This window comes from uncultured Pseudokineococcus sp. (genome assembly GCF_947499845.1).
In the GTDB taxonomy this organism is placed as follows: Bacteria; Actinomycetota; Actinomycetes; order Actinomycetales; family Quadrisphaeraceae; genus Pseudokineococcus.
In genome coordinates this window covers 81710-88762 of record NZ_CANMPM010000013.1, presented here as the reverse complement: position 1 = coordinate 88762, position 7053 = coordinate 81710, and the positions used below count along the sequence as shown (strand labels likewise).

At 79.1% G+C, this 7053-nt stretch carries 9 protein-coding genes; 3 read left to right on the top strand and 6 right to left on the bottom strand.

From position 1 onward, the window contains the following. Positions 1-71 precede the first annotated feature (71 nt). Together Q0789_RS12650 and Q0789_RS12645 are read right to left on the bottom strand one after the other, a co-directional pair. Complete coding sequence (locus Q0789_RS12650; protein WP_298805732.1) at positions 72-947, bottom strand: hypothetical protein; 876 nt, start codon at positions 945-947, stop codon at positions 72-74. A gap of 154 nt (positions 948-1101) precedes the next feature. Continuing rightward, a complete protein-coding gene (locus tag Q0789_RS12645; RefSeq protein WP_298805730.1) occupies positions 1102-1413 on the bottom strand; it encodes an MTH1187 family thiamine-binding protein in 312 nt (103 codons plus the stop codon). 99 nt (positions 1414-1512) lie between these two features. Here Q0789_RS12645 and mce point away from each other — a divergent pair, with 99 nt between their 5' ends. Beyond that, on the top strand, positions 1513-2007 hold the full coding sequence (gene mce / locus Q0789_RS12640) for a methylmalonyl-CoA epimerase (RefSeq protein WP_298805728.1): 495 nt from the start codon (positions 1513-1515) through the stop codon (positions 2005-2007). Between the two features lie 126 nt (positions 2008-2133). Here mce and Q0789_RS12635 read toward each other — a convergent pair whose 3' ends face one another. Next, complete coding sequence (locus Q0789_RS12635) at positions 2134-2466, bottom strand: hypothetical protein (protein WP_298805726.1); 333 nt, start codon at positions 2464-2466, stop codon at positions 2134-2136. Between the two features lie 106 nt (positions 2467-2572). Here Q0789_RS12635 and nucS point away from each other — a divergent pair, with 106 nt between their 5' ends. Then, complete coding sequence (gene nucS / locus Q0789_RS12630) at positions 2573-3268, top strand: endonuclease NucS (RefSeq protein ID WP_298805724.1); 696 nt, start codon at positions 2573-2575, stop codon at positions 3266-3268. Between the two features lie 99 nt (positions 3269-3367). After that, on the top strand, positions 3368-3805 hold the full coding sequence (locus Q0789_RS12625; RefSeq protein WP_298805722.1) for an organic hydroperoxide resistance protein: 438 nt from the start codon (positions 3368-3370) through the stop codon (positions 3803-3805). A gap of 108 nt (positions 3806-3913) precedes the next feature. Here the strand turns inward: Q0789_RS12625 and Q0789_RS12620 are convergent, their stop codons facing one another. The 3 genes from Q0789_RS12620 to Q0789_RS12610 all read right to left on the bottom strand — a co-directional run bounded on the left by Q0789_RS12620 (position 3914) and on the right by Q0789_RS12610 (position 6897). Further along, positions 3914-5848: a Na+/H+ antiporter gene (locus Q0789_RS12620; protein ID WP_298805720.1), complete on the bottom strand. Its 1935-nt coding sequence runs from the start codon at positions 5846-5848 to the stop codon at positions 3914-3916. Positions 5849-5917: 69 nt separating this feature from the next. Continuing rightward, the gene (locus Q0789_RS12615) at positions 5918-6568 is read right to left on the bottom strand and encodes a hypothetical protein (protein WP_298805719.1); all 651 of its coding nucleotides are present in this window, start codon (positions 6566-6568) and stop codon (positions 5918-5920) included. Beyond that, entirely contained in the window at positions 6568-6897 is a 330-nt protein-coding gene (locus Q0789_RS12610) for a multidrug efflux SMR transporter (protein ID WP_298805717.1), read from the bottom strand. Before Q0789_RS12610 ends, Q0789_RS12615 begins: the two co-directional genes overlap by 1 nt. Positions 6898-7053: the final 156 nt, after the last annotated feature.

The window sequence follows — 7053 nt, the reverse complement described above, 5'->3', positions numbered from 1 at the left end:
CCCACCCAGCACCGAGCCCTGCAACGCCTCCTCAACCAGCCCCACCACACGGCGGCTTGACACAGGGCAACTCATCGGTGCTCCTCGTCGCGGTCGGCTCGCTCGTCCTGGTCGGCTTCCTCGGCGGGCCGGTCCGGAGCGCCGGCTCCCTCCTCCGGCGGGGCGGGCGCCCACGGGCTCGAGCCCTCCGGCGCCCCCGGCCCCGCGGCCTCCGGTGCGTCCGCCGTGGCCGCGGCGACGGCCCGGCGGTGGCGCCCGCCCGTCGTCCTCGCGTGGACGAGGGCGAGGACGACGGCGGCGAGCAGCGCCGCCCCGCCGCCGACGAGCAGCGGCACGGCCAGCGGGGTGACGACCTCCTGCGGCCACGTGAGCCGCAGCTCCTCGGGCGCCGGGGCGGCGCCGTCGGACGCGGCGAGGACGAGCCAGCGGCCCTCCGGCGGCTCGACCTCGAGCGTCGCCGAGCCCTCGCCCTCGGCGACCGCCTCCCACCCCGGGGCGTCGGCCGGGTCGACGGAGGCCGCGTCGGCCGGCGCACCCTCGGCCGCGGCGGCGGGCGGGTCGACGGCGAGCGTCGTCGGCGCCTCCAGGCCCCCGACGACGGCCGTGGGCACCCCGGCCGTCCAGGCGGTGACGTCGGTCTCCCGGCCGAGCACGAGGACGACGGGCCCGCCGTCCGACGACGTCGCCGTGACGGTCACGGGCCCCGGCCGGGTCTCGAGGACGCCGGGCGCCGTGACGACGAGCCGCGCCGGGGTGTCCCCGCCGCCGGTGCTCGCCGTGGCGCTCACCTGGTCGTCGGGCAGCCAGACGGTGCGCTGCGCGGTGCCGAGGCCGAGCGCCACGAGCCCGGCGAGCGCGAGGACGGCGATGCCGACCCACCCCGCGGCGGTGCGGCGCCGCGTCCGCCGGACGGCGGGGTGGCGGCGGACGTCGTCGGGCTCGGGCACGGGGCCTCCTCGGCGGGCGGGCGCCCGGCGTGGGTCGGGGAGAGCGGGTCTGGGGGCGGAGGGCGCGTCGGGGCCGGGTGCGGGGCGCCCGCCCGGGGCAGGGCACCGGCGTCAGGACCGGCGGGCGGGGCGGCTCGCGCCGCGGCCGACGGCCTCAGCCGCGGTCGGGGTCCGTGCGGGCGAGCGCCGCCTCGAGGCGGTCGACCTTGCCCTGCATCTCCCCCGTGCGACCGGGACGGATGTCGGCCTTGAGCACGAGGGACACGCGGTCCCCGTGGCGCCCGACCGCCTCGGTGGCGCGGCGGACGACGTCCATGACCTCGTCCCACTCGCCCTCGACGGTGGTGAACATGCTGTCGGTGCGGTGCGGCAGACCGCTCTCGCGCACGACGCGCACCGCGTCGGCGACCGCCTCCGCGAGGGAGTCACCGGACCCGGAGGGCGCGACGGAGAAGGCGACCAGCACCACCCCAGGGTAGACGCCGGGGCGCCGTGCTCGTGACACGACCGTGACCTCCGCCGTCCCGCCGGGTCGCGCCCTCCCGCTCGCCCTAGGTTGCCGGGCATGAGCACGGGCACGCCGGACAGCGGGGAGGGGGCCCTCGGAGGGCTCCTCGACGAGCAGGGGCGCGCGCTGCTGCTCGGCGTCGACCACGTCGGGATCGCGGTCGCCGACCTCGACGCCGCCGTGGCCTTCCACCGCGACGTCCTCGGCCTGCGCCTCGAGCACGAGGAGGAGAACGCCGAGCAGGGCATCCGCGAGGCCATGCTCGTGGCGGGCGACGGCGGGCCGGGTGCCGCGCGCGTCCAGCTGCTCGCCCCGCTCTCCCCCGCCTCGACGATCGCCCGCTTCCTCGACCGGCGCGGCCCCGGCCTGCAGCAGCTCGCCTACCGGGTGCGCGACGTCGAGGCCGCCGCCGCCGCGCTGCGCGCCCGCGGCCTCCGGCTGCTCTACGACGAGGCCCGGCGGGGCACCGCGGGCAGCCGGGTCAACTTCGTGCACCCGGCCGACGCCGGCGGCGTGCTCGTCGAGCTCGTGGAGCCCGCACCGCGGGTCTGAGGCCGCGGGCGCGAGCGACGCGCCTGCGGCCCGCCTCCCCGACCCGCAGCGGTGACGTCGGCCCAGCCGTGGGTGGGCTCAGCGGGTCGGCGGCTCAGCGGTGGGTGGCTCAGCGGGAACGGGGGCTCAGCGGGGACGGCGCACCGCGCGGCGGTCCCAGCAGGGGCGGTGCCAGTGGCGGCGGTCGGCGAGCGCGGCCTCCGCGCCGAGGAGCCCGTCGGCGGGCCAGGCGACGACGTGGGGGCTCGACCCGGGCACGAGCTGGTCGCAGCCGGGGCAGCGGTAGCTGCGCTCGGCGCCCCCGCCCGTGACGACCTGGACGACCCACTCGCCGTCGGGGTGGTCCTCCACCCGGCGCAGGCCGCCGCCGAGCGGCCGCTCGGGGCCGGCGCCGCCGCGAGGGGCGCCGGACGTCGGACGGGGGCGGCCCCCGCGGCGGGGGCGGTTGCTGCGGGGCACGGCCCCATCGTGCCGGGGGCCGGGGGCAGGCGGCACGACGACGGCCCGGCAGCGGCGCTGCGACGGCGGCGGGAGCAGAGGCCCGCGGCGGCTAGGGTCGCCGCCCGTGAGGCTCGTCATCGCCCGGTGCTCCGTGGACTACGTGGGCCGCCTGACCGCCCACCTGCCCCTGGCGACGCGCCTGCTCATGGTCAAGGCCGACGGCAGCGTGCTCGTGCACTCCGACGGCGGCTCCTACAAGCCGCTCAACTGGATGAGCCCGCCCTGCGCGCTCACCACCTCCCCCGCCGAGGGCCCGGCCGCGGAGGCGGGCGCCGTCGAGACGTGGCGCGTGGTCAGCGCCAAGACCGACGACGTCCTCGTCGTCGCGGTGCACGAGGTGCTCAGCGACACCACCGTCGACCTCGGCCTCGACCCGGGCCTCGTCAAGGACGGCGTGGAGGCCCACCTCCAGCGCCTCCTGGCGGAGCAGATCGAGCACCTGGGCACCGGCCACGTCCTCGTGCGCCGCGAGTACCCGACGGCGATCGGCCCGGTCGACATCCTCTGCCGCGACGCCGGCGGGCTCTCCGTCGCCGTCGAGATCAAGCGGCGCGGCGACATCGACGGCGTCGAGCAGCTCACCCGGTACCTCGAGCTGCTCAACCGCGACCCGCTCCTGGCCCCGGTGACGGGCGTCTTCGCCGCCCAGGAGATCAAGCCGCAGGCGCGGGTCCTCGCCGCCGACCGGGGCATCCGGTGCGTCGTCCTCGACTACGACGCCATGCGCGGCGTCGACGACCCGACGACGCGCCTGTTCTGACCCCACCGCCCCCACCACCACCCGGGCCGCCGACCTCGGCCGAGGAGGGGCGGCGCGCCCTCGGGGAATGACGGGCGTCCGCGCGCGGCTGGCCCGGGCATGAGCGAGAACAACCCGTCGAAGATCGTCTACACCGCCAGCGTCACCTCGAGCGGCGGCCGCAAGGCCGGGCGCGCCGTCTCCAGCGACGGCGTCCTCGACGTCAGCATGACGGCCCCGAAGGAGACCGGCGGGCCCGGCACGGGCACGAACCCCGAGCAGCTCTTCGCGGCCGGCTACGCGACCTGCTTCACCGGCGCGCTCGGCCTGGCCGGCAAGGAGCAGGACGTCGACACCTCGGCCGCCGAGGTCCGCGCCGACATCGGCTTCGGCCCCGAGGGCGAGAGCTACGCCATCACGGCCGAGCTGACCGTGCGCATCCCGGGCGTCGACCAGGCGACGGCGCAGCGCGTCGTGGAGCGCACGCACGAGCTGTGCCCGTACTCCAAGGCGATCCGCGGCAACGTGCCCGTCACGCTCGTCGCGGTGGCCGGCTGACGGCAACCGCCCAGCGCCCGGAGGAGGCGACGCCCGACGACCGGGCAGCAGGGGGCCCACCACCGCTCGCGGTGGGGGGCCCCCTGCGTCCGGCCCGCCCCCGCGGCCTCAGCCCAGCTCGCGGTCGACGTAGCACCAGCGCCAGGCCTCGCCCGGCTCGGCGCTGCGGATGACGGGGTGGTGCTCGTGCCGGGCGTGCGCCTGCGCGTGCTGGTGCGGCGAGGAGTCGCAGCAGCCGACGTACCCGCACGCCAGGCACTGGCGCAGGTGCTCCCAGCGCCGCTCGCCCAGCGCCAGGCAGCCCTCGCAGCCCAGCTCGCCCCCCTCCCCGCCGGCGGGGACGACGTCCTCCGCGGGCGCCGGGGCGTCGCGCAGGTGCCGGCAGGACCCGGCGACGGGCGCCCGCAGGGCGCCGGCCCGGTCGTCCCGCGCGACGGCCGCGTCGAGGAGAGACTCCTCGACGTCGAGCTCGGCGAGGACCTGGCGCAGCACCTCGTCCGGCGCGCGCCCCTCGTCCCGCACGGCGAGCAGCTCGGCGCGCTCGGCGTCGAGCATCTCCAGGCGCAGGCGGGCCCAGGCCCGGCCCGGGGAGCGGTGGTCGCCCCCGCGCCCGAGCCGCTCCCACGCCACGTCGCCGCGCCGGCGCAGGCGCTCGCGCAGCCCGTCGACGACGTCGTCCGGGTCCTCCTCGCGCCGCACCTGCTCGAGGCGCTGCTCGGCGGCCCGCCGGGTCCGGTCGAGGACGGCGGCGTGGACGAGCGCGTCCTCCCCGGGGTCCGGCGCCGGCAGCGCGAGCGCGCGCACGAGCGGCGGCAGCGTCGTCCCCTGCAGGAGCAGCGTCCCGCCGACGACGACGAGCGCGGCGAGCACGAGCACCTCGCGCTGCGGCGTGCTCGCCGGGAGGGAGGCGGCGGCCGCGAGCGTGACGACGCCGCGCATGCCCGCCCACCCGATGACCGCGACGACGCGCCACGACGGCCCGTCCGCCCGGCCGTCCCCTCCCACGTCCGGGGCCGCCCCGCCCTCCGCCTCGGACCCGCGCGCGGCGCGGCGCCCGACCAGGCCGGCCAGCGGCAGAGCCACGGCGACGTAGGCGAGGCGCACGAGCACGACGACGGCGAGCACCGCGCCGCAGACGAGCAGCGTCCGGCCCAGGCCGAGGTCGCCGGCCAGGGCGCCGCCCACGACGTCGGAGGCCTGCAGCCCGATGAGCAGGAAGACGCCGCCCTCGAGGAGGAACTGGACCGTCCGCCAGTTGAGGCGCTCGGCGATGCGCGAGCGCGCCGCCTGCTGGACCGGGGAGCGGTGCCCCAGCAGCAGGCCCGTGACGACGACGGCGAGCACGCCGGACGCGCCCACCTCCTCGGCGGGCAGGTAGGCGACGAACGGCGCGGCGAAGGACAGGGTGGTGTCGAGCACCTCGTCGTCCAGCCGGCGCCGCAGCCGGCCCGCGAGCGCGGCGACGACGACGCCGACGAGCACCCCGCCGCCCGCGGCCAGGAGGAAGCGGGCCCCGACCTCCGCGGCGCTCACCGCGCCGGCCACGGCGACCAGGGCCGTGCGCAGGAGGACGAGGGCGGTGGCGTCGTTGAGGAGGCTCTCGCCCTCGAGCACCGTGACGACGCGGCGGGGCAGCCCGACCCGGCGGGCCACCGCCGTCGCGGCCACGGCGTCGGGCGGCGCCACCACCGCGCCCAGGGCGATGCCCACCGCGAGGGGCACCGGCAGCAGCGCCGCGACGACGAGCCCCACCACGAGGGCCGTCACGGCCACGAGCCCGACCGAGAGCAGGGCGATGGGCCGCAGGTTCGACCGCACGTCGACGAGCGAGGTGCGCAGCGCCGAGGCGTACAGCAGCGGCGGCAGCAGCCCGACGAGGACGAGCTCGGGGTCCAGGACGACCGGCGGCACGAAGGGCAGGTAGGAGGCGACGACGCCGACGAGCACCAGCACGAGCGGCGCGGACCCGCCCGTGCGCCGCACCAGCAGCTCGACGCCGCCCACGACGGCGGCCACGACGACGAGCAGCAGGGCGGTCTCCACGACGGCATGGTGCCCCCTGCCGCCGCCCACCCCCGTGCGCCCTCCTCGACGCCGACGGGAGCGACGACGTCAGCGCACGGGCGCCAGCGCGACCAGACCGGGCGCGAGGCGCTCGGCCGCCCAGCGCTCGAGCGCCCCACCGTCGTCCCCCGGCCCCGCCTCGCCGGCCACCGCGGCCGCCACGAGCCACCCGTCGGCCAGCGCGAGGACGGCGCGCGCGGCGCCGGCCTCACGACCGGCCGAGCGCAGGAGCCGGGCCACGGCGTCGGCGCAGGCCGCGTCGAAAGCCCGCAGCCGCGGGGCCAGCTCCGGGTCGGCCGAGAGCTCGAGCGTGCGCGCGTAGAGGGCGCGCAGGCCCGCGGCCCCGCGCCCGCCGTAGGGGCCGAGGACGAGGCGCACGACGGCGCCCGCGAGGGCGGTCGCGCCGGGGTCCTCCGCGGCCGGCGGCGGGGTCGCGGCCGACGCCGCGCGGACCCGCTCGCCGAGGTCGTCGAGGAGCACCTCGACGGCCTCGCGCAGCAGCGCCGGGACGTCGTCGAAGTAGTACGTGACCGCGGCCAGCGGCACCCCGGCGGCCCGAGCCGCGGCGCGGGCGCTGAGCGCCGCCGGGCCGCCCGCCGCCACGAGCCCCGCCGCCGCGGCCACGAGCGCCGCGCGGCGCGCCGCCCCCCGCGGGGCGCCCGACGACGGCCCGGGCCTCTCGCCCGCCCCGGCGGCCATCAGTGCGCCGACCCGCCGGAGGTGAGCTGCAGCCCGACGACCCCGGCGACGACGAGCAGCAGGCTGAGGAGCCGGCCGGTCGTCACCGGGTCGCCGAGCACCGCCATGCCCACGACCGCCGTCCCGACCGCGCCGATGCCCACCCAGACCGCGTAGGCGGTGCCGACCGGCAGGTCCCCCAGTGCGCGGGACAGCAGCGTGAAGCTCGCGACCGCGGCGACGACGAAGGTGACGGTCCACCCCGGTCGGCTGAAGCCGTCGGACAGCTTGAGCGCGACGGCGAATACGGTCTCGAGCAGACCGGCGGCGATGACGAGGACCCAGGCCACGAGGTGCTCCCGACGTCGGGGGCGCCGCCTGCCGGCGCCCGATGGGACGAACGTACCAAAGTACTGGTACGTGCGTACCGGCGCGGCGGCCACGCCGCCGCTGGCCCGTCACCCGGGGCCGGGTGCGCCGGCGCCCCCGCGGGGGCGCACACTCGG

Coding starts and splice junctions, on each gene's coding strand:
- mce (WP_298805728.1), top strand. CDS start 1,513: ATGAGCACGGGCACGCCGGACAGCGGGGAGGGGGCCCTCGGAGGGCTC.
- Q0789_RS12625 (WP_298805722.1), top strand. CDS start 3,368: ATGAGCGAGAACAACCCGTCGAAGATCGTCTACACCGCCAGCGTCACC.
- Q0789_RS12615 (WP_298805719.1), bottom strand. CDS start 6,568: ATGGCCGCCGGGGCGGGCGAGAGGCCCGGGCCGTCGTCGGGCGCCCCG.